This is a genomic window from Actinoallomurus purpureus, assembly GCF_024055795.1.
Classification (GTDB): Bacteria; Actinomycetota; Actinomycetes; order Streptosporangiales; family Streptosporangiaceae; genus Actinoallomurus; species Actinoallomurus purpureus.
This window is the reverse complement of sequence record NZ_JAMXMY010000022.1, coordinates 1-20194: the sequence shown is the minus strand read 5'-3', so window position 1 is coordinate 20194 and position 20194 is coordinate 1. Positions and strand designations below refer to the sequence as shown.

The 20194-nt window shown below is 72.0% G+C and carries 20 protein-coding genes; 8 read left to right on the top strand and 12 right to left on the bottom strand.

The window, feature by feature from the left end:
• Positions 1-23: 23 nt before the first annotated feature.
• The 5 genes from hpnE to hpnH are packed head-to-tail and all read left to right on the top strand — an operon-like array spanning position 24 to position 5872.
• A complete protein-coding gene (gene hpnE, locus NE236_RS32855; RefSeq protein WP_252846114.1) occupies positions 24-1325 on the top strand; it encodes a hydroxysqualene dehydroxylase HpnE in 1302 nt (433 codons plus the stop codon).
• Positions 1322-2335 (top strand): polyprenyl synthetase family protein, encoded by a 1014-nt coding sequence (locus NE236_RS32850; RefSeq protein ID WP_252846113.1) that lies wholly within the window; start codon positions 1322-1324, stop codon positions 2333-2335. The genes hpnE and NE236_RS32850 overlap by 4 nt, the downstream gene beginning before the upstream one ends.
• Entirely contained in the window at positions 2335-4218 is a 1884-nt protein-coding gene (gene shc / locus NE236_RS32845) for a squalene--hopene cyclase (protein ID WP_252846112.1), read from the top strand. The genes NE236_RS32850 and shc overlap by 1 nt, the downstream gene beginning before the upstream one ends.
• A complete protein-coding gene (locus NE236_RS32840; protein ID WP_252846111.1) occupies positions 4215-4871 on the top strand; it encodes a phosphorylase family protein in 657 nt (218 codons plus the stop codon). The genes shc and NE236_RS32840 overlap by 4 nt, the downstream gene beginning before the upstream one ends.
• Positions 4868-5872: an adenosyl-hopene transferase HpnH gene (hpnH, locus tag NE236_RS32835; RefSeq protein WP_252846110.1), complete on the top strand. Its 1005-nt coding sequence runs from the start codon at positions 4868-4870 to the stop codon at positions 5870-5872. The genes NE236_RS32840 and hpnH overlap by 4 nt, the downstream gene beginning before the upstream one ends.
• 57 nt (positions 5873-5929) lie before the next feature.
• Here hpnH and NE236_RS32830 read toward each other — a convergent pair whose 3' ends face one another.
• From NE236_RS32830 to NE236_RS32815, 4 genes are all read right to left on the bottom strand, one after another.
• Positions 5930-6265, bottom strand: a complete 336-nt coding sequence (locus NE236_RS32830; protein ID WP_252846109.1) for a hypothetical protein — start codon at positions 6263-6265, stop codon at positions 5930-5932.
• Complete coding sequence (locus NE236_RS32825) at positions 6262-7281, bottom strand: SDR family oxidoreductase (protein WP_252846108.1); 1020 nt, start codon at positions 7279-7281, stop codon at positions 6262-6264. The genes NE236_RS32830 and NE236_RS32825 overlap by 4 nt, the downstream gene beginning before the upstream one ends.
• 108 nt (positions 7282-7389) lie before the next feature.
• Positions 7390-8388 carry an alpha/beta hydrolase gene (locus NE236_RS32820; protein ID WP_252846107.1) on the bottom strand — a complete coding sequence of 333 codons (999 nt, stop codon included), beginning with the start codon at positions 8386-8388 and terminating at the stop codon, positions 7390-7392.
• Between the two features lie 181 nt (positions 8389-8569).
• Positions 8570-9064 carry a universal stress protein gene (locus tag NE236_RS32815; protein ID WP_252846106.1) on the bottom strand — a complete coding sequence of 165 codons (495 nt, stop codon included), beginning with the start codon at positions 9062-9064 and terminating at the stop codon, positions 8570-8572.
• Between the two features lie 43 nt (positions 9065-9107).
• On the opposite strand from NE236_RS32815, the gene NE236_RS32810 reads away from it, so the two are divergent.
• Entirely contained in the window at positions 9108-9584 is a 477-nt protein-coding gene (locus tag NE236_RS32810) for a MarR family winged helix-turn-helix transcriptional regulator (protein WP_252846105.1), read from the top strand.
• Positions 9585-9747: 163 nt separating this feature from the next.
• Here NE236_RS32810 and NE236_RS32805 read toward each other — a convergent pair whose 3' ends face one another.
• Entirely contained in the window at positions 9748-10788 is a 1041-nt protein-coding gene (locus tag NE236_RS32805; protein WP_252846104.1) for a mechanosensitive ion channel family protein, read from the bottom strand.
• Between the two features lie 646 nt (positions 10789-11434).
• Here NE236_RS32805 and NE236_RS32800 point away from each other — a divergent pair.
• Positions 11435-12253 carry a hypothetical protein gene (locus NE236_RS32800; RefSeq protein WP_252846103.1) on the top strand — a complete coding sequence of 273 codons (819 nt, stop codon included), beginning with the start codon at positions 11435-11437 and terminating at the stop codon, positions 12251-12253.
• A gap of 180 nt (positions 12254-12433) precedes the next feature.
• Here NE236_RS32800 and NE236_RS32795 read toward each other — a convergent pair whose 3' ends face one another.
• From NE236_RS32795 to NE236_RS32785, 3 genes are all read right to left on the bottom strand, one after another.
• Complete coding sequence (locus NE236_RS32795; RefSeq protein ID WP_252846102.1) at positions 12434-14209, bottom strand: methyltransferase; 1776 nt, start codon at positions 14207-14209, stop codon at positions 12434-12436.
• Between the two features lie 382 nt (positions 14210-14591).
• Complete coding sequence (gene kynU, locus NE236_RS32790) at positions 14592-15794, bottom strand: kynureninase (protein ID WP_252846101.1); 1203 nt, start codon at positions 15792-15794, stop codon at positions 14592-14594.
• Between the two features lie 13 nt (positions 15795-15807).
• Entirely contained in the window at positions 15808-16656 is an 849-nt protein-coding gene (locus tag NE236_RS32785; RefSeq protein ID WP_252846100.1) for a tryptophan 2,3-dioxygenase, read from the bottom strand.
• A 135-nt stretch (positions 16657-16791) separates the two neighbouring features.
• Between NE236_RS32785 and NE236_RS32780 the strand changes: the two genes are divergently transcribed.
• A complete protein-coding gene (locus tag NE236_RS32780; RefSeq protein WP_252846099.1) occupies positions 16792-17247 on the top strand; it encodes an Lrp/AsnC family transcriptional regulator in 456 nt (151 codons plus the stop codon).
• 5 nt (positions 17248-17252) lie between these two features.
• On the opposite strand, the gene NE236_RS32775 is transcribed toward NE236_RS32780, so the two are convergent.
• The 4 genes from NE236_RS32775 to NE236_RS32760 all read right to left on the bottom strand — a co-directional run.
• Positions 17253-17606 carry a hypothetical protein gene (locus NE236_RS32775; RefSeq protein WP_252846098.1) on the bottom strand — a complete coding sequence of 118 codons (354 nt, stop codon included), beginning with the start codon at positions 17604-17606 and terminating at the stop codon, positions 17253-17255.
• Positions 17603-17986, bottom strand: coding sequence for a hypothetical protein (locus NE236_RS32770; protein WP_252846097.1), 384 nt, complete (start codon positions 17984-17986; stop codon positions 17603-17605). Before NE236_RS32770 ends, NE236_RS32775 begins: the two co-directional genes overlap by 4 nt.
• Before the next feature lie 149 nt (positions 17987-18135).
• On the bottom strand, positions 18136-19761 hold the full coding sequence (locus tag NE236_RS32765; protein WP_252846096.1) for a long-chain fatty acid--CoA ligase: 1626 nt from the start codon (positions 19759-19761) through the stop codon (positions 18136-18138).
• 129 nt (positions 19762-19890) lie between these two features.
• Positions 19891-20194 (bottom strand): hypothetical protein (locus NE236_RS32760; protein ID WP_252846095.1); only part of this gene is annotated, 304 nt, incomplete at its 5' end.

Sequence of the window (20194 nt, the reverse complement as noted above, 5' to 3'; positions counted from 1 at the left end):
GCCCGGGGGCGCCGGTCGCGGTCGTGGGCGGGGGCCTGGCGGGGATCACCGCCGCGCTCGCGCTCCGGGAGGCCGGCCTCCCGGTGACGGTGTACGAGGCGCGCCCGAGGCTGGGCGGCGCGACCCACTCGTTCGACCGGGACGGCATCGTCGTGGACAACGGCCAGCACGTGTTCCTGCGCTGCTGCACCGCCTACCGCGGCCTGCTCGAACGGCTCGGCGGTACGGCCCGCGTCGACCTTCAGGACCGGTTCGACCTGTGGGTGCTGACGCCGGCCGGGCGGCCCGGCCGGCTGCGGCGTAGGGCGCTGCCGGGGCCGCTGCACCTGCTGCCGACGCTGGCGACCTACTCCCTGCTCCGGCCGGCCGACCGACTGCGGGCGATGCGCTGCGCGCTCGCCCTGCGCGGCCTCGACCCGGCCGATCCGGGCCTCGACCCCGTCGGCCTGGGGGACTGGCTCGCCGCCCACGGGCAGCGGGACGCCGCCCGGCGGGCGCTGTGGGAACTCTTCGCCGTCGCCGCCCTGAACATCGGTGTGGAGGAGGCGGCCCTGGGACCGGCCGCGATGGTGTTCCGTACCGCCCTGCTGGGCCGCGCGGACGCCGCCGACATCGGCGTGCCCGCCGCACCCCTCGGCGACCTGCACGGCACCGCCGCGCACACCGCCATCGAGCGGCGCGGTGGTTCCGTACGGCTGGCCGCGAAGGTCACCGCCATCGAGCCCGGGCCGGTCGTCGTGGTGGACGGCGAGCGGATCGAGGCGTCGGCCGTCGTCGTCGCGACCCCGCACCGGCAGGCCGCGCACCTCGTGCCGTGGGACGCCGCCCCCGACCGGAACCGCTGGGCCGGACTCGGCGAGAGCCCGATCGTCAACGTCCACCTCCACTACGACCGGCCGGTCACCGGCCTGCCGTTCGCGGCCGTCGTCGACTCGCCCGTGCAGTGGGTCTTTGACCGGACCCGCGCCGCCGGCGTCCGCACCGGCCAGTACCTCGCCGTCTCGGTGTCCGCGGCGGACCGCTGGATCGACGAGCCGACCGCCAAGCTCCGCGCCGAGTTCGTCCCGGCGATGGAGCAGCTGTTCCCCGCGACCCGCCGGGCACGCCTCCACGACTTCTTCGTCACCAGGGAACGCCACGCCACCTTCCGCCAGGCGCCCGGCAGCGGCGCGCTCCGGCCCGGAGCGGCCACCCGGTGGCCCGGGCTGTACCTCGCCGGCTCGTGGACCGACACGGGCTGGCCCGACACGATGGAGGGGGCCGTGCGCAGCGGACTCACCGCCGCCCGTCTGGTCCGGAGCCGGCTGACGGGCACCGCCTCATGACGGCGACCGCCCCGCCGTCGGTCGCCGGCGCCCGCCCGCTCGTCGAACCGGTGCTGCGCGCGGCCGTCGCGCGCCTGGACCCGCTGACGGCCCAGGTCGCCGGCTACCACCTCGGCTGGATCGATCCGTACGGCCGGCCGGCCACGCCGGGCGGCAAGGCGCTGCGGCCCGCCCTGGCCATCCTGTCGGCTCGGGCGGCGAGCGCGGACGTCGAAGCGTGCCTGCCGGCCGCCGCGGCGGTCGAGCTCGTGCACGCGTTCTCGCTGCTCCACGACGACATCATGGACGGGGACCGTACCCGCAGGCACCGGCCCGCCGCCTGGACCGTCTTCGGCCGTTCGGCCGCCATCCTCGCCGGGGACGCGCTGCTCGTCCTGGCCGCGGAGCTCCTGCTGGAGCAGGGGACCCGAGGCGGGATTTGGGCGGCGCGCGGCCTTGCCGCGGCGACCCAGCGGCTCATCGCGGGGCAGTCCTCGGACCTGGAGTTCGAGGGGCGGGCCGATGTGAGCCTGGAGGAGTGCCGGCGGATGTCGGCGGACAAGACCGGCTCGCTGCTGGCCTGCTCCTGCTCGATCGGCGCGATGGTCGCCGAGGGGCCCGCCCACCTGGTCGCGGCCCTGGCGGCGTTCGGCGCGCAGGCGGGCCTGGCCTTCCAGCTGGCCGACGACCTGCTGGGCATCTGGGGCAGCCCGGAGGTCACCGGCAAGCCCGTCCTGGCCGACCTGCGGGCGCGCAAGAAGAGTTTTCCGGTCGTCGCCGCCCTCACCAGCGGGACGACGGCGGGCGAGCGCCTGACGCGGCTGCTCGCCCGCTCGGAGCCGCTGTCCGAGGCCGAGCTGGGCGAGGCCGCCCGGCTGGTCGAGGACGCGGGTGGCCGGGCGTGGGCCGAGGCGGAGGCCGAGCACCGGCTCGACGCGGCCGAGCGCCAGCTGGCCGCCCTGGACCTGCCCCCGGGCGTCCGTGAGGAGTTCGGGGAGATCATCCGTTTCATCTCATCCCGGGACCACTAGTGACCGCTGACACCCGCCCGGCAGCCGCCGGCGCCGAGGTCGCCCTCAAGGCGGCCTGCGACCACCTCCTCGGCCTGCAGTCCCCCGAGGGGTGGTGGAAGGCCGAACTGCAGACCAACGTCACCATGGACGCCGAGGACCTGCTGCTGCGGGAGTTCCTCGGCGTCCGCACGCCGGAGGACACCGCCGAGGCCGCCCGCTGGATCCGCTCCGAGCAGCGCGAGGACGGGTCCTGGGCGAACTTCCACGACGGGCCCGGCGACCTGTCCACGACGATCGAGGCGTACGCGGCGCTGCGCCTGGCCGGGGACCCCGCCGACGCCCCGCACATGCGGTCCGCCGCCGCCTTCGCGCAGCGCGGCGGCGGGATCGAGGGCAGCCGGGTGTTCACCCGCGTCTGGCTGGCCCTGTTCGGGCAGTGGCCGTGGACCGACCTGCCGGTCATGCCGCCCGAACTGATCTTCCTGCCGCCGTGGTTCCCCCTCAACGTCTACGACTGGGCGTGCTGGGCCCGGCAGACGATCGTGCCGCTGACCATCGTGAGCGCGCGGCGCCCGGTCCGGCCCCTGCCGTTCGACCTGGACGAGCTGCGCACCGGCCGCGTGCCGCGCCACCGGCGGCTCCTCGGCTGGGACGGGTTCTTCGGCACTCTCGACCGCGCGCTGCACCGCTACGAGCGGCGGCCCCTGCCGGGCCTGCGCCGCGCGGCCCTGCGCCGCGCCGCCGAGTGGATCGTCGCCCGGCAGGAACCGGACGGCTCCTGGGGCGGCATTCAGCCGCCCTGGGTGTACTCGCTGATCGCCCTGCACCTGTCCGGCTACGGCCTCGACCACCCCGTGATGCGCCGGGGCCTGGCCGGTCTCGACCGGTTCACGATCCGCGACGAGCGGGGGCGCCGCCTGGAGGCCTGCCAGTCGCCGGTGTGGGACACCGCGCTGGCGGTGAACGCGCTGCGCGACGCGGGCCTGCCCGGCGACCACCCCGCCCTCGTACGGGCCGCCGCGTGGCTGCTCGACGAGGAGGTCAAGGGCCCCGGCGACTGGGCCGTACGACGGCCGTCGCTGCCGCCGGGCGGGTGGGCGTTCGAGTTCGACAACGACGGCTACCCGGACACCGACGACACCGCCGAGGTCGTCCTGGCCCTGCGCCGGGTCGCGCATCCGGACGTACGGCCGGCCGTCGACCGAGGGCTGCGCTGGATGGCGGGCATGGCCTCCCGCGACGGCGGGTTCGCCGCGTTCGACGCCGACAACACCCGTGAACTGTGCACCCGCCTGCCGTTCTGCGACTTCGGCGCGGTGATCGACCCGCCGTCCGCCGACGTGACCGCGCACGTGGTCGAGGCGCTGGCGCACGAGCACCCGCGCGGGGCCGGCGACGTGCTGCGCCGCGCCGTCGTCTGGCTGCTCAGGGCCCAGGAGCCGGACGGCTCGTGGTTCGGCCGCTGGGGCGCCAACCACGTCTACGGCACCGGGGCCGTGCTGCCCGCGCTCGTCGCCGCCGGCGTGCGCCCGGACCGGCCCTGCGTCCGGCGGGCCGTCGCCTGGCTCGAACGCCACCAGAACGACGACGGCGGCTGGGGTGAGGACCTGCGGTCCTACCGCGATCCGGCCTGGATCGGGCGCGGCCACTCGACGCCCTCCCAGACCGCCTGGGCCCTCATCGGCCTGCTCGCCGCCGGGGAGCGCTCGGCGGCGGCCGACCGGGGCGTGGAGTGGCTCACCGGCACCCAGCGCGCGGACGGCACGTGGGACGAGCCGTACTTCACCGGGACCGGATTCCCCGGCGACTTCTACATCAACTACCACCTCTACCGCCTGGTGTTCCCGGTCAGCGCCCTCGGCCGCTACCTGCGCCCACCGGGTGCGGAGGACCCGCCGTGACCGGGCTGCTGATCTGCACCGCCCTGCGGATCGAGGCGCGGGCCGTCCGCCGCGGGTTGCCGCCGTCCGCCCGGAACGTCCGCGTCATCCGGACCGGCCTGGGCCCGCGCCGCGCCGCGCGTACGGCGGGCCGGTTGCCGGAGCACACCGCGCTCGCCGTCACGGGGTTCGGCGGCGCGCTCGACGTCGGGCTGCGCCCCGGCGACGTGCTGGTCGCCACCGAGGTGCGCTTCGGCGAGCGGGTGTTCCCCTGCGCGGCGGCCCGCCGGGTCGCCGAGGAGCTGGCGCTCGAGGGCCTGCACACGCGGATTGGGCCGCTCTTCACCTCACCGCACCTCGTCACGGGCGGGGAGCGGCTGCGGCTCGTGGCCGCCGGCGTGCGCGCCGTCGACATGGAGACCGGGCCGCTCGCCGAGGTCTCGGTCGGCACGCCGTTCGTCGCGGTGCGCGTCATCGTCGACACCCCGGCGGTGCCGCTGCTGCGGCCCGGCACCGTCCGCCGCGTCCTGACCGCCAGCGGCCGGCTGCGCCGCATCACCCCGGTCCTGGTCGCCTGGGCGGCCACCGCCGGCCCCCGCACCGCGGCCCGTGCCGCGGAGAAGCGGAGCGGCGGGACGAGAAGCGGGTTCACGCCTCCGGAGGCCAAGCCATGACCATGCCGCTTCGCCAGAGCCTGCGCATCGGCGCCTACATCCTGGGCCGCAAACTGCGGCGCGTCCGGAGGTTCCCGCTGCTGGTGGAGCTGGAACCGCTCTTCGCGTGCAACCTCGCGTGCGCGGGCTGCGGCAAGATCCAGCATCCCGCCGACGTGCTGCGCCGGCGCATGCCGGTCGAACAGGCGGTGGCCGCCGTGGAGGAGTGCGGCGCGCCCATGGTGTCGATCGCGGGCGGCGAACCGCTCATGCACCCGCAGATCGGACGGCTGGTCCGCGAACTGGTCGCCCGCAAGAAGTACGTCTTCCTGTGCACCAACGCGCTGCTCATCCCCCGGAGGATCGACCAGTTCGAGCCGTCGCCGTACTTCGCCTGGACGGTGCACATCGACGGCCTGCGGGAACGCCACGACGCCTCGGTGTGCAAGGAGGGCGTCTTCGACAAGGCCGTCGCCGCCGTCCGGGAGTGCAAGCGCCGCGGGTTCCGGGTCACCACCAACACGACGGTCTTCAGCACGGACAGCCCCCGCACGGTCATCGACGTGCTGAACTACCTGAACGACGACCTGGCCGTCGACCAGATGATGGTCTCCCCGGCGTACGCCTACGACAAGGCGCCCGACCAGGAGCACTTCCTCGGCGTCGAGGAGACGACGCGGCTGTTCCGTGAGGCGTTCGCGGGCGGCAACCGGCGGCGGTGGCGGTTCAACCACTCACCGATGTTCCTCGACTTCCTCGAAGGCCGGATCGACTTCCCGTGCACGGCGTGGGCGATCCCGTCGTACTCGTTGTTCGGCTGGCAGCGGCCCTGCTACCTGATGGCCGACGGATACGCCCGCACCTACCGGGAACTCGTCGAGGCGACCGACTGGGACGCCTACGGCCGCGGTCGCGATCCGCGCTGCGCCAACTGCATGGCGCACTGCGGGTACGAGCCCACGGCCGTCTTCGCCACGCTGTCCTCGCTGAAGGAGACCCTGCGCGCCGTACGGAACCGCTGAGCCGTCAGCGGGTACGGGAGCCGGCGTCAGTACGCCGGTGCGCGAACGGCCGAGCCGTCACCGGGTACGGGCCTGGGCGAGGGCGCCGGCCGCGAGGAGCAGCGCGCCGACGCCGTCCATGGCGGCCGGGCGCCGCCACAGGGGCAGGAACGCCACCGCACCCGCGCAGGTCGCCGCGTGCAGCAGGTCGACGGCGGCGCCCAGCCGCAGGACGGCCGGCGTCGGCCGGGCCAGGTCGACCACGGCCTGGACGGCGTGCCGGCTCCCCAGCACCCGCAGCACCCAGCGCTGCGAGGGCGTGGCGGGCCGGCCCGTGATCGTCTCCAGGACCGTGCCCGGCGCCGTCGTCAGCAGTACGCCCCAGGTCAGCCGTGCGATCGGCTGTGCCCTCATCGGCCGTTCCGCAGGAGCCCCAGACCGGTCAGGCCGAGGGCGGCACCGGCACCGGCCGCCAGCAGCCCCCGGTGCTCCGCCGCCCACGCCTGGGCGCTGCGGGAATGCGCCCGGTCGTCGAAGCCGCCATGCGCGCCGTAGTCGGGGCCATCGGGGCCGTCGGCCGGCTTCCACAGGTTCGCCGGCTGGTTCGGGTCACGCGGCCGGTCGGTCTGCTGGGAGTCGTATCCGGTCCGCGCGAGGTAGCGGTCGAGCAGCCCGGGGGCCACCCGGTTGGCCAGAATCGTCGCCACCGTGCTGCCGCCCACCCAGTACTCCCGTCGCCGCGGGTGGTCGGCGGCGTACAGCAGGGCGCGCGCGGCGACCTCCGGCTCGTAGATGGGCGGCACCGGCTGCGCGTGCCGGGGCAGCTTGTTCTCCACCCAGTCGAACTGCGGGGTGTTCACGGCGGGCATGTGCACCATGGTCACCCTGACGCCGCTGTGCCGGTGCATCAGCTCCGTGCGCAGCGACTCGTGGAAGCCCTGGATGGCGTGCTTGGCGCCGCAGTACGCCGACTGCAGCGGGATCCCGCGCTTGGCCAGCGCCGACCCGGTCTGCACGATCACACCGTGGTCGCGCGGCAGCATCCGGTCGAGCGCGGCCCTGGTCCCGTACACGAACCCCAGGTAGGTCACCTCGGTGGTGCGCTTGAACTCCGCGGGATCGATGTCCTTGAACTCGGCGAACACCGAACTGAAGGCGACGTTCACCCACACGTCGATCGGCCCGAGCTCCTCCTCGGTGCGCTCGGCGGCGGCGTGTACCTGCTCCCAGTCGGCCACGTCCGTGGGGATCGGCAGCGCCTGTCCACCGGCCGCGTGGATCTCCTCGGCGGCCGCCCGCAGCCCGGTCTCACCACGGGCCAGCAGGGCCACCTTGGCGCCCTGCTCGCCGAACAACCGCGCCGTCGCCCGCCCGATGCCCCCGCTCGCCCCGGTCACCACGACGACGCGAGGTCTGCCGCGATCCTTCATCAAATCACCCCTCGTAGCGTTGGAGAACACGCCGGTCCGCGCGCCGCGGACCGGCCGGCAACGCTCCGCACCTACCCGCGAGCCCGTCTGACTAAGGGATGCGCCGAGTCAGGTGATTTTCTTGGCCTTGAGCGCCTTCATCATCAGCGGCCAGGCGGTGTGCATCTCCGGCTGCCAGGTCGACCAGTCGTGGTAGCCGTTCCGGTAGATGTGCGCGGTGACGGGGATGCGCAGCTTTCGGAGCCGGTCGACCAGCGAGACCGTCGTCGCCCCGCACACGACCTCCTGCAGCTCCGCCGGCTCGGAGCCCTGCGGGTCGTGCGGGCCGCGCAGGCCGGTCAGCCCGCTGGCGAGGTAGAGCCCCGTCCCCTTGAGCTTCGCGGCGAGCGCGTACGGGTCGTTCGCCTTCCAGTTCTTGTCGTCGATGCCAGGGATGCCCCAGATCCGGAACGGGTCGTACTTCTCGCTCGCCTCGAACATGACGAGGGCGGGCACGCCGGTCTGGGTCAGGTGGAGGACGCCGCTCAGGGAGACGGCGTACTTGAACATGCCCGGATGGCGCGCGGCGTACTTGACCGCGCCGTACCCGCTGGAGGAGACGCCCATGGTGGCGCGGCGCGTGCCCGCGTGGTAGTTGCGCTGCATCAGCTGGAGCAGCTCGGAGGTGTGGAACGTCTCCCACTTCGGCGTGCCGCGCTTGCCCTTGTTCCACCAGTCGGTGAACCAGCCCGCCCACCCGGTGTCGGGCATCACGACCATGACGTCGTACGCGGCGGCGACCTTGGCGATGTCGGTGCTCCGGGTCCACGACACGTAGGTGTCCCGGCCGCCGTGGTAGGCGTACACGACCGGCCAGGAGCTCTTGGCCGAGCGGGACCACCGGCGCGGCACCAGCACGCGGACCGGCACCGACGCGCCCAGGGCCGGGGAGGAGACCGTGAGGTCGACGGTGTGCGCGTCGATCCAGTGCTCCGCGGTGATCTTGGCGCCGTCGTCGGCGGCCACCCGTTTCACGGCGCCGTCGGCCGTGCCGGACAGGACGCCCACCGAGGCGGAGACCGTCAGGAGGACCCCGGTGAACCCGCGCGTGAAACCGCCAGCGACCATGTGATGCCCCACCGCTTTCCGCACTCGCCCGATGACGGGGCGTCAGCGAGCGTGATCATCCGTTCGAGGAGTCATCACCCTTGCGGAATCGCCGGCCGTCCGCTGCGCACGTCACGCACGAAAACAGGGCGACGATTGGCACCGGCGAACAAAATCGGTGCCCCGCGCGGCGGTGGAGCGGTTACGGCGTGCCGGCGAGGTGGACGGAGTACTCCCGGGCGTGGGCGAGTCGGCGTGCGGGACAGCGGTGGAACAGCCGCGACCACCAGCCGACGCGCTGGGACTGGCCGACGAACAGCGCGTCGCCGTGCCGCGCCATCGTCACCTCGCGCAGGCTCTTGTCGGGGCGGCCCGTGACGGCCTCGAACTCCCAGGAGCCCCCGAGCGGGTCGAGGATCTGGACGGCGTCCAGCCAGGCCTGCATCTCCACGAGATCCCGGCACTCTCGGCTGATGAGCGCGGCGCCGGGCGCGACGAGGGCCGCGAGCTCGCCGAGGCTGGGCTGGGAGCGGACGTGCACGCAGAGGATGTGCGCGTCGGTCCGGGCGGCCTCTTCCGCGGCCTGGCACAGGGCGGCCCGGCCGGAGTGCGATCCGTCCACACCCACGACGAACAGGGGCCTGTGACGTGCGTCCCGCGCGGAGCCGTCGGGACTCGGGGTGAATGACTCGTCCATGGTGGCCTGTCTCCTCGTTCCGACTCCATAGTACGCTATGGATATGACGGATCGGGGTGTCCTAGCGACCGCAAGTGACGAATCGGCCGACCTTTTCGGTGATTTCGTCGACGCGGTGCTGGACCTCCTGCGCGCCGCCCGGCGCACGGGTGGCGCCGCCAACACGGTTCAGGGGGACGCCATCTCCGTGCCCCAACTGGTGGTCCTGGGGGCGATCGACGTCGTGGGGGACCGCGGGGTGTCCGCGGTGGCGGAGCAGGCGGGGCTGGCCCAGCCCACGGTGACCCGCGCGCTGACCGCGCTCGAGCGCAGGGGAATGGTCACGCGCACACCGCACGCCCGCGACGGCCGGAGCACGTGCATCGCGCTGACCGCCGCGGGCCGCGCCGTCCTCGAGGAGAAGAGACAGGAGATCGTCGGCCGCTTCGCCGAAATCTGGCAGGACCTCGCCGCCGGCGAACGGGAACACGCCGTGTCCCTCGTCCGCCGGCTGTCCGCCGTCACCGACCGGCTCGTCTGAGCCGGGTCCCCGGGCCGTCGGCTGTCCGCCGTCACTGACCGGCTCGTCTGGGCCGGGTCCCCGGGCCGTCGGTTGGCCGCCGTCACTGACCGGCTCGTCTGAGCCCGGGTCCCGGGCCGCCGACTCGTTCGTTCCGCGGGCGGACCGGCCGAACCGGCGTCTGTCAGGGCGCCGGGACCGTACCCGCGAGGATGAGGCTGCCCTGGGGGAACGGGATGTCGATCCCCTCCGCCCGGTACCTGCGGTGCAGCCGCTTGATGAACTCGTGGACGACGACGTACTGGTCGGTGAACTCCCGGGTCCGGAGGTTGACCGAGAAGCCGACGCTCGCTTCACCCAACGTGTTGAATCGGACAGAAGGCTCGTATTCCGTGACTCCGCCGTCCACGGTCGCCATCACTTCGTGAGCGATGTCAAGGGTGACCTTTTCGACGTGGTCCAGATCGCTGTGATAGCCGATGACCACCTTGACCGAAATCGACATGTCCTGCGCTGGCCGGTGGTAGTTCGTCACGATCGCGTCGGCGAACCGCGAGTTCGGCACGACCACAAGGTTGTCGGGTAGCTGGCGGATCGTCGTGTTCCGCCAGTTGATGTCGACGATGTAGCCCTCTTGGCCGCTGTCCAGCCGTACGAAGTCCCCGGGCTGAACCTTCCTCGACGCCAGGATGTGCACCCCGGCGAAGAGATTGGCCAGCGTGTCCTGCAACGCCAGCGCGACCGCCAGGCCGCCGACGCCCAGCGCGGTCAGCAGCGGGGTGATGGAGACCCCGAGGCTCTGCAGGAGGACGAGGAGGCCGATCCCGACGACCACGACCCGGACGATGTTGACGAAGATCGTCGCCGACTGCGCGACGCCCGACCTGGCCAGCGCGATCGACGAGACGGCGCCGGCGGCGAAGCGCGCGATCGCGATCGAGATCGACAGGATGAGGACGGCGACGAGAACGCGGCCCGTCGTCGTCCGGATGCCCGGTTTGAGGTGCAGGACCAGCACCGAGATCCACAGTCCGAGGGCCGTGCAGGGCACCACCGCGAGGTCGCGCAGCAGCTTGACGAACAGGTCGTCCCAGGTCCAGCGGGTGTTCCCGGCGCGGTGCGTCAGCCAGCCCAGGAGAGTGCGCAGGCCGAACCCCGTCCCCACCGCGGCGACGGTCACGGCCAGGGCCACGACGAGTCGCTGCCAGTCCAACGGTCCGGTCACCGGCCGCCTCCCGTGGAGACTCGGTCGTGCGATCTCGTGGAAAGGCCCAGGCCGACGGTCTGGTGACCGTCGCACTGTGTCGCCGGCCGAACGCAGCCGGACGTCATCATTCCCATTCCTCCTTCTTCGGGCGGGCGACCTGGCCGGGAATCCCGCGAATGGCGACGACTCCGTCGCATTCGCCGGGCGGGCGCGCGTTCGCATGGGCCGCCCGTGCCGTGTCCTGGCCAGGACACCTCTCGATAGGGGCGTAGCCGCATCGCGTCGCCGCTGACGAGACTGAGCGTATCCAGCCCGCCGTTGCCATGCGGTGATCTGAACGGCTATTTGACGAAATGCCTGCTAAACGGCTTTTTTGCGGAATGTCGCACTCGTGCGGTCACGCACCGTTAATCCCTGCAGGGGCACGCGATTGGCCAGGTACGGCCAAGATCGCTACTGGCCGGTTGACCTGGTGGGGTTCGCTGTTTTAGATCTTGGTCACCAGTTCGGCAGGGGACTCGCTCCGGGCGAGCGAGTCCCCTGCCGGAGCCCCGACGATCTGCGCCGTGCACCCCCCGCTCGGCGATCGCCTTCGACCGGTTCGAGAAGGCGGTGGCGCATCTCGACCGTGGCCGCACCTGCCACTACAGAAAGCGATGTCCCGATGAAGTCGATCACGCGCCGGATCCTGGCCACGGCCGCCGCCGCCCCCATCGCCGTCGCCCTGACGGCCCCCGCCGCCCACGCCGAACCCTCCCCGGTCAAGGTCGACTTCTCCTCGTGCCCCGACCGGCTTCCGGTCGGCGCCGACCCGGCCCAGTGGTGGTGCAACATCTTCGTCGTCGGCGGCGGGTCGATGAAGCTCGGCAACATCACCCAGCCGCTCACCGAGCCGATGACGATCAGCCTGGCGAGCGGCCCCGACCGTGCCAGCAAGCAGGTCCAGATCGTCACCCTGACCGGCAAGCCGATGACCGTGCCGGGCGGAGCGCTGGGCATCCCCGGCACCGAGAACCTGCCGGGCGTCAAACTGCAGGCCCAGCCCAAGTACGTGGGGAACTTCGGCCTGTCCGTCGACGACAGCGGCAACCTGCGCTCCACCCTGGACCTGCGCATCAAGCTGATCAACGCGCTGATGGGGAACACCTGCTACATCGGCACGACCAAGGCGCCGATCAAGCTGAACACGACGGTGGACCCGGCGAGCCTCACCCCGTACGACAACGACATCGTCGGCCTCACCCTGAACGACAACGCCTACAGCGTTCCCGGGGCGAGCGGCTGCGGACTCCTCACGCCGGTCGCCAACCTCCGCGGCGGCCTGCCGTCGGCGTCCGGACAGAACACCGCCAGCATGCGGACCTACCTCGCGACCAAGGTCTACACCGACCTGTACCCGGCCCTGCGGAAGAAGGCCCGCTCCAAGCCCGCCACGAATCGGATGCCCTTCAACCTCCCGAGCAGCGTCCTGCGGCGCAAGTAGCCGGCCGTCCCGTCTCCGATGAGACGGGACGGCCCCCACAGTCCGGGGCGGGCCTGCCGGACCAGGCTCGCTCCGGACATCGGACTGCCGGTGCAGGGGTCAGCCGATCGACGCGTCCGCGTGCGCACACACATCCCGGCCGCCCCGGTCACGCGTGCGGCCGCATCCCGGCCGCCCCGGTCATGAGCCGTCGGCCGGAACGGCGGTCAGGGCCGCCATGTCGAGGGCGAGCGGCCGGGTGTCGACCAGGCGAAAACCGGCGACGCGCAGCAGCCGGCGGTACTCCTCGTGGGTGCGTTCCCGCCCGCCGATGTTGTTGACGGCCATGTGCACGTCCCAGGCGATGGCCAGGGACGGTGTGCCGTCCGTCGGGATGGGGCGTTCGATGATGACCAGCCGGGCGGTCTCCGACATGGCCTGGCGGCAGTTCGCCAGGATCTTCAGGCACTGTTCGTCGTCCCAGTCATGGAGGATGCGGGAGAGCAGATAGACGTCACCGCCCTCCGGCACCCACTCGGTGAAGTCGCCGCCGATGACCTCGCACCGGTCGAGCAGGTCGTCCTTCTCGAGCTCCTCGCGGGCCGCGTCGACCACCGCGGGCTGGTCGAACAGCACGCCCCGGGCGGCGGGAGCCGCCATGAGGATGTGGCGGAGCAGGTCGCCATGGCCGCCGGCGACGTCGACGACGGTGCCCGCGTCGGTGAAGTCGATCACCTCGGGGACACCGCTGAACCACGACGACCCGGCCGCCATGGCACCGTGGAAGACGCTTGCCTGGTCGGGATGCTCGTTCAGGTAGTCGAACGGCGGCATGCCCAGGGCGTGCTCGAAGGCGTTCTCGCCCGTGCGGACGGAATGTGAGAGGGAGCCGAAGCTGCGGTAGAAGATCCCGCCGTACAGCCGGGCGACGTCGCGGAGCGCTCCGGTCCGCAGCGTCATGCCGAGCCCGGTCAGGCTCCATCGCCGGCCGTCCCGGCGCAAGACGCCCAGTGATTCCAGGTACCGCAGTATCCGGTGCATCAGGTCGGGGTCGGCGTTCGTCAGCGTGGCGAGCTCGGCGCTGGTCGCCGGGTGTGACTTCAGGTGGTCGGCGATGCCGAGCTCCGCGGCCGCGCACAGGGCCTGGGTGGTCCACGCGCCGGTCAGCAGGTCCAACATCCGCCGCGTCGCCTCCTCGTCGGCGGGCGGCTCCGGCGCGGTGCGGGCCGGACGAGACGATTCCGCCGACCGCAGGTGGGTGGCCAGCAGCTCGTGATCGCCGTCGACGAGCAGCTCCAGCCTGCGCGGCCACCCCTGGGGCGCGACCAGACCCTCGGTGCGGAAGTACAGTACGGTGCGGCCCGCCGGGCCTTCATAAGGGTTGAATCCGCCGCCGTCGGGCGTCATTCCCGCAGGGCCGGTGAGCAGCTCCCACAGCCGTTCTGTCAGGTGCGGCTCGGGCGCGGCGACGTCGATTGCGAAATGTGTTTCGTGGTTGGCCCGGCGTTCATCGTCCAGCAGCCGTTGAAATCTCTCGCCTGACCCCACTGAGCAAAGGAATATCTCGATTTCACCGACATGGCCGGATTCGTTGCCGGAAATGGCGGCATGCACGATCTGGACCTGCAGGTCCGCCTCGGGAATGCCATATCGGCGGGCCACTCTTTCGTGTACGACGGTGCTCGGCCGTGGCGCCCCGGGGTTCAGCCCGATACCGGTCAGCGGGGCGGCGAGGGCGCTCGGCCCGGACGTGAACACCATGACCGAGCCGTGCGCGACGCGGCAGTGCCGCGCGATCTCCGCGGCGACGTGCGCGGGCGTGCCACTGGGCAGGATCTCGGCGAGCAGTTCGCCAGTGCTCAACGACCGGGTGAAGTCCATGACCCGTCGGATGCGCTCGACATCGATGTCCTCGAGGGGCGTATCGCCGGCGACCCCGGCTTCACCAATGGAATGCTCGTCTTCGAATGTTTCCATGGCATTCTCCCGAATCGCTGGATACTTACCTGATTTGTCGAGTCGGCGGCTTACCGGCTGCGGTCAGGACGCGTCGTGCCATGCGCAGTCCGGCGGCTTTGAGCCCGTGTCCGACGGGTGTCTCCGTATCGGCGGCCGCGGCGGTGGTTCCGTGAGAACTCCATGGTCGGGATCGTCAATGATGATCATCGTTCCACACGGGCCCGGGGTCGCGCGCCGGTTCGGCGAGTTCCTTCTTCGGTCGTCGGCTACTGGGGAGGCCGCGACCTGCGGGGTGCGGGAACCCTGAGCTGCCGATCGATCATCTGACGGCCCGCTGAGTGTCCGCAGCCCAGCAGGATCACTGGCGTTGCCGGCCTCAATTCGCGGTGACCACCAGTGATCAGCTGTGTCGCACTCCGGCCGGCGTCTTCTCCACGGCGGCCGCCAGGACCTCGGCGGCGCGGAGGGCGTCGGTGTAGGTGACGTAGAGCGGCGCGAAGCCGAAGCGGAGGACGTCGGGAGCGCGGAAGTCGCCGACCACCTCACGCGCGATCAGTTCAGCCATGACCGCCTCGGCTTCCACGTGGCGGAGGGAGACCTGGTGACCGCGCCGCTCGTCGAGGGGAGTGAGCACCTCGACCGTGCCGGAAGGGAGCAGCTCCTCCACGCAGTCGATGAAGAAGCCGGTCAGGGACAGGCCCTTGGCGCGCACGTCGGTCAGCGCGACGCCGTCCCAGATCTCCAGCGCCGACTCCAGGGCGAGCAGGGACAGGATGTCGGGGGTGCCGCAGCGGGCCCGCTCGATGCCGTCGGCCGGGACGTAGCCGGGGGCCATGGCGAACGGCTCGCGGTGGCCGCCCCAGCCGGACAGCGGCTGGTCGAACGCCTCCTGTAGATCCTGGCGCACGTACAGGAAGGCCGGTGCGCCCGGGCCGCCGTTGAGGAACTTGTAGGTGCAGCCGACCGCGAGGTCGACGCCGAGCGCGTCGAGCGCGATCGGGAGCACGCCGACGCTGTGGCACAGGTCCCACACGACGCGGGCGCCGGCCGCGTGCACGCGCGCCGTCACGGCCGCCATGTCGTGCAACCGGCCCGTGCGGTAGTCCACGTGGTTGAGCAGCACGACGGCGGTGCGCTCGCCCAGTACGGCCGGCAGGTCGTCGACGTCGGCCGCCCGCAGGACGGCGCCGGTGAGCTCGGCGACCGACGCCGCGATGTAGCCGTCGGTCGGGAAGGTGGCGGCGTCGACGACGATCTCTCGCCGGCCGGGCGCGAGCCGTACGGCGGCGACCAGGGCCTTGAAGATGTTCACGCTCGTCGAGTCGGCGACCACGACCTGGCCGGGCGCGGCCCCGATCAGCGGGGCGATCCGCTCGCCCACCCGCCTCGGCGCCTCCCACCAGCCCTCCGACCAGGACCGGATCAGCCGCCCGCCCCACTGCTCGCGGACGACCTTCGCCACGTGGTCGGCGACCCGGCGGGGCGGGGCGCCGAGGGAGTTGCCGTCGAGGTAGACGGTGCCGGCCGGCAGGTCGAACTCGGCGCGCAGGTGTGCCAGGCGGTCGTCGGCGTCGAGCTTGGCGGCATGTCCGGCCAGGTCCATGAGCGGTGATCCTTCAGACGCGGGCACGAGCGGTCCACAGCTCCGGGAAGATATCCCGGCGCGCGCGCTTCTCCAGCCAGGACACGCCCGCGGAGCCTCCGGTGCCCGGTTTGGAGCCCATGGCCCGGCGCGTGGCCATCAGGTGGTCGTGACGCCAGCCGGTGAACTCCTCGGCGACGTCGCTCAGCGCCTCGCCGAGCCGGATCAGGTGGCCGGCGTCGGTCGCGTAGATCTTGGTCCAGGCCTCCTCCACGGCGAGGGACGCCGTGTACGGCAGCGTGAGGTCGCGGTTCAGGACGTCGTCCGGTACGCCGTGCCCCCGCCGTGCGAGCAGGGCCAGCGACGCGTCGTACACGCCCGGCTCGCCGAGCGCCCGGGACAGTTCGGCGTGCTGGGCGGGCACCGACCGGTGAGGTGCGAGCATCGACGCGGACTTCTCTCCGAGGAGGAACTCCACGTGCCGGTACGCGGCCGACTGGAACCCGGAGCCCTCGCCGAGCGCGTGGCGGAAGGTGTTGAACTCCCGTGGCGTCATCCGTGCGATCGGCAGCCAGGCGGCGCGCAGTGCCTTCAGATGCGTGGTGCAGCGCCGCAGCGCGGCGGTGCCCTCACGGACGTCGTCGGCCTCCAGCCGGTCGCGGGCGTACCTCAGGTCGAAGGCCAGCAGGCCGAAGTACAGCTCCATGACCTGGGTGACGACGAGGAACGACATCTCCAGCGGCTCGTCCGTGACCGGCCGCTGGAGCTCGTGCAACGTGGAGGCGTGCACGTAGTCCTCGTACGGCGTCGTGCCACCGAAGTCGAGCCTCGGCTCATCGGCGGAGTGCTGGACGGGGCAGCCGGACGGTGCTTCGGCCGTCACCTTTCACCATCCTTCGTCGCTCTTTGCTACACACCATTCTGTGTGGGTCGATCCGGACATCCAAGGGGTGATGACGAAGATACAGTCGTCTTTTCCTTACGAGTGGAATCGCATCGGGCGATTAGGCTTACGGTCATGAAATCGGACCTCGACGCCGTCGACTGGGCTCTTCTCGGGGCGCTCCAGGAGGACGCGCGGCTGTCGTACAACGAGCTGGCCCGCAGGGTGCACCTGTCCGCGCCGACGGTCGCCCAGCGGGTGCGCCGTCTGGAGGACGCGGGGGTGATCACCGGATATCACGCCCGCGTCGATCCGGCGGCGGCCGGGTTCGCCGTCGTCGCCCAGGTCCGGATGAAGTGCTACGGCGCCCGCTGCATCACGGTCCACCCGGAGCTGCTCGACGACATTCCCGAGGCGCTGGAGGTGTCCCGGCTCACGGGCGACGTGTGCTCGATGGTCCTGGTCGCCACCACCTCGGTCGCCGAGCTCGAGCGCATCCTGGTGCGCCTCGCGTCGCACGGCGAGACGAGTTCGGCGATGGTCCTGTCCACGCCGATCGCGTGGCGACCGCTCATCCCCGCACGCCGCTGAGAGACCTACCTGCGGCGATCGCGTTTGCGGGCGAGGTCGGCGCGCGCCGTGAGCAGCTCGGCGCGCGTGGTGGTCAGCTCGGTGCGGGTCGAGGACATCTGCGCGGTGAGAGCCTCGATCTGCCGTTCAAGACCCGCCCGCTCCAGCTTGAGCCGGCCGGCCTCCTCCTTGGAGTCGACGAGCTCCGCGTGCAGCATCATGACCACCTGGTCGGCCGTATCGATGGCGACGGACTCGATCTGGCGGTCGAGCTGCCGCAGCTCGCCGCGCCGCCGGAAGATCGCGACCATGGCCTGGACGATCGTGCCGCCCGCCGCGAATTGGGCGACGGAGACGACGATGTCGCTGCCCGTGGTCATGGTCGCTCGCCGTCCGGCGGAGACTCGGCCGCCACCTGACGTGCGCGCCGCATGATCGCTTTGGCCTTGAGGAGTGAACCCACCGCCAGCGACCCGGAGACGATCCCGGCGGCGAGCCCGTGCACTCCCAGGCCGGGGACGACGGTCAAGGCGTAGAACCCGTAGCCGCCGCTGACGATGTACAGGCCGGGGAGCTCGAGCGTGACCCGCCGGGTGAACAGGCCGTAGAGCTTGAGGACGCCCCCCACGGCGAAGGTGACGCCCCAGATGTGCGCGATGGCGTTGCTGTGCCCGGCCAGACTCTTGCTCATCCCCTGGCTGGTGTCGTCGCCGATGACGGCCCCGAGCCCCCCGAGGACGATCGCGGCGACCGCCACCATGGTCCCGAAGGGATTGGACGCTAACCTCTTCCTCCATCCCATCTTCGGCCCCTTTTCGTTCCGCGACGGGAAAGCAAAGGTAACACGGAAGGCAACCGTCCGATGACTAAGCGTGATGCTCCGGGCCGGAGGGGTGTCGACGGCGGGCGTCAGAGGCGTTCGATCTTGACCTCGTCGGCGCGGTAGCGCGCACGCAGCGGCTTCTTGTCGAACTTGCCGACCGTTGTCTTGGGGATCTCCTCGACGAACGCCCAGTTCTCCGGGACCTGCCAGCGCGCGACCTTGCCGGACAGGAACTCGGCGAGCTCGCCCGCGGTCGCCGGGGCGCCGTCACGGAGGACGACGAAGGCGAGCGGGCGCTCGTCCCAGCGCGGGTCCGGAATCCCGATCACCGCGGCCTCGAGGACCGAGGGGTGAGAGACCAGGTGGTTCTCCAGCTCGACCGAGGAGATCCATTCGCCGCCGGACTTGATGACGTCCTTGGCCCGGTCGGTGATCTGGAAGAAGCCCCGGTCGTCGATCGTGCCGATGTCGCCGGTGCGCAGCCACCCGTCGTGGAACTTCTCCGGTGCGGGATCGCGGTGGTACGAACCGGTGATCCACGGTCCGCGCACCTCGATCTCCCCGACGGACCGGCCGTCCCAGGGAAGCTCTTCGCCCGCCGCGCCGACGATGCGCATCTCCACGCCCGCCGCGACACGGCCCGACTTGAGGCGCCACTCGACGTCCTCCGTGGTTCCCGGCTGCACCCCTGGCGGTGGGAACGCCATGCCGCCGAGGGGGCTGGTCTCGGTCATGCCCCAGCCCTGGATGATGCGCAGGCCGTACTTGTCCTCGAAGCCCTCCAGCAGCGCGCGGGGCGCGGCGGCGCCGCCGGAGGTGCCGGTCCGCAGCGACGACAGGTCGAGGTCGTGGCCGGCGCCGTGGTTGAGGATGGCGCTCCAGATGGTGGGCACCGCCGAGGCGACGGTGGTCCGCTCGGCTGAGATGAACGCGGTGAGGTGCTCGGGCTGGAGGTGCGGGCCGGGCATGTGCAGGGTGGCGCCGGACAGGAACGCGGCGTACGGCAGGCCCCAGGCGTTGACGTGGAACATCGGGACGATCGCGAGCACGCGGTCCGCGTCGGTGATGCCCATCAGCGACGCGGACATCGCCGCCATGGCGTGGAGGAAGGTCGAGCGGTGGGAGTAGACGACGCCCTTCGGGTCGCCCGTCGTGCCGCTGGTGTAGCACATCGACGCGGCGGTCCGCTCGTCGAGTTCGGGCCAGCGGAACCCGGGCTCCTCGGCCGCCAGCAGCTCGCGGTAGCGCAGCACTCGCGCGGCGCCCAGCGCGGACGCGTCACCGTCGCCCACGACGATGAACGCCTCCACGGTGGGTAGCCGGTCGGCCACGCGGGCGAGCAGGGGGACCAGGGAGTCGTCGACGATGATGATCTTGTCTTCGGCGTGTCCGACGATGTGCGCGAGCTGGTCGGGGAAGAGGCGGATGTTCAGCGTGTGCAGCACCGCCCCCATCCCCGGCACGGCGAAGTACGCCTCCAGGTGCTCCTGGCTGTTCCAGCAGAAGGTCGCCACCCGGTCGCCCTCGCCGACGCCCAGCCGGGCGAGGGCCGCGGCGAGCCGCTCGGCGTTCTCCGCGACCTGCCGGTACGACGCGCGGCGCGGCTCGCCGCCGGTCCAGGTGACGCATTCGCCGTCGCCGTACACGCGGGCGCCGTGCCGCAGGATCGCGGGAACGGTGAGGGGGAACTCCTGCATCGTGCTGGCGAACATCGCGGCCCTTCCGACGCACATACCGACCGGTCGGTAGCAGAGTAGGAGCGCCACCGTCACCCCGTCAACGATGTCCCGATGCTGATGGTTCGCGGTGGATCGTGGGCGTCGGCCGGGCCCGCGGTGGCGTCAGGAGCGCTGGGCGAGGACGGCAGCGGGCGCCGCGCGCAGCGCGCTCCGGGCCGGGAGCTCGGTGGCGAGCCAGGCGATCACCCCGACGGTCGCGGCGGCCGGCAGTGGTCGGCTACCGCTGGTACGACGCGCCGGGCGAGCAGCCGCTGTTCCCCTTCGGGTACGGCCTGTCGTACACGAGCTTCGCAACGTCATCGCGGTCGGCGACTCCTCGCGGAACCTGCCGCTGTCGGCGGCGGTCCGCATCCCCTGACGGCGCGGGAGGTCCGGCCCGCGCACAACGCCGCCCGTCCGACCGGCG